Origin of the sequence: Desulfovibrio sp. 1214_IL3152 (genome assembly GCF_036763055.1) — a bacterium.
Taxonomy (GTDB): domain Bacteria; phylum Desulfobacterota; class Desulfovibrionia; order Desulfovibrionales; family Desulfovibrionaceae; genus Desulfovibrio.
In genome coordinates this window covers 1-1,483 of the sequence record NZ_JBAIYW010000548.1, presented here as the reverse complement: position 1 = coordinate 1,483, position 1,483 = coordinate 1, and the positions used below count along the sequence as shown (strand labels likewise).

The following is a 1,483-nucleotide window of genomic DNA, read 5'->3' as shown; positions in this document are numbered from 1 at the left end:
CATCTGCGCGGCCCTGTGGACTTTGACGCCTTGCCCGAGCCGCAGCCCAAAAAGGATTTTCAGCGTGATCCCGCCCGTTTTGTTCCCGTACCTGCCGTGGCCCGCAGGCGGCACATGGTTCTGGACGAACTGATGGCCCGCGCCCGGCAGGCAGCGGAAGAAAGTTCCTTCAACACGATTGCCGAACCTGACGGCTCTACGCGGCTGGGCATCGTCACCAGCGGCGTTTCGCGCAACTATCTGGCTGACGCGCTGGCTGCCAATGGGTGGGAAGGCCGCGCGCGTGTGCTGGAACTGGGCATGACCTGGCCCCTGCCCGAAGAAAAAATCTGCGCTTTTCTTGATAAATGCGATCGGGTTCTGGTGCTGGAAGAGGGCGAGGACCTGCTGGAGCAGGATATTCGCGTTCTGGTGCAGCGGCGTGGTCTTTCCGTGAGCATTGAGGGCAAGGACGACATCCTCACCCATCAGGGCGAATATTCCACCACGCTTGTCACGCGCCGTCTGGCCCGGTGGTTTGAAGAAACCTGTCCCGTGCGGGAACCGCGCAGCATGGAGCCTGACCTGCCGGGCCGCCCGCCCAACCTCTGCCCCGGCTGTTCGCACCGCGCCGTATATTACACGGTGCGACAGATATTCGGTGATGACGCCTATTACTCCAGCGACATCGGCTGCTACACCCTGGGGCTTCTGCCGCCCCTGCGCACGGCTGATTTTCTGGTATGCATGGGTTCGTCCATCTCGGCGGGCAGCGGCTTTGCCCGTGCTTCGGAAAAACCCGTCATCGCTTTTATCGGTGACTCCACCTTTTTCCATTCCGGCATGACCGGTCTCGCCAACGCCGTTTTCAACCAGCATGACGTGCTTATGGTCATTCTGGACAACGGAACCACGGCCATGACCGGGCATCAGCCCAATCCGGGCATGCAGCAGGATGTGCTCGGCGGCATGAGCAGCCACATGGATATTGAAACCATTGTGCGCGGCATGGGCGTAACCGAAGTAGCCAAGGTACGCGCCTTCAACATCAAGGCGCTTACGGCGGCTCTGAAGGACATGAAGGACAAGCCCGGCGTGCGTGTGCTTATTACCGAGGAACCGTGCGTACTTTATGCCCGCCGCCAGCTCAAGAAGACTGCTCCCCAGGTGGCCGTAGTGGCACAGCAGGGGCCGGAAGCCATGCGCTGTCTTGAGGAGCTTGCCTGCCCCGCTTTTTATCGCCACGGCGACAATCTGGAGGTGGATGCGACCCTCTGCACGGGCTGCATGGTGTGTTTGCAGGTGGCCCCCGGGGCTTTCAAGGCGCGCAAGCGTCAGGGATAGGTGAAAGACAATGACTATGCAGAACAAGCAGAAGCGCATGCGCGTTTATTTTACCGGCGTGGGCGGTCAGGGAACCCTTACGGCCACGACCCTGCTGGCCCGTACGGCTCTTGAGGCCGGTCTGGATGTGGTGGCAGGCGAAGTGCACGGCATGGCCCAG

At 61.2% G+C, this 1,483-nt stretch carries 2 protein-coding genes; both read left to right on the top strand.

All coding sequences use genetic code 11. The features are described from left to right. Positions 1-1,323: thiamine pyrophosphate-dependent enzyme (locus tag V6C07_RS11580; protein WP_333536634.1), on the top strand; the 1,323-nt coding region annotated here is incomplete at its 5' end. Between the two features lie 10 nt (positions 1,324-1,333). Next, the coding region (locus V6C07_RS11575; RefSeq protein WP_333536635.1) for a 2-oxoacid:acceptor oxidoreductase family protein at positions 1,334-1,483 on the top strand (150 nt) is incomplete at its 3' end.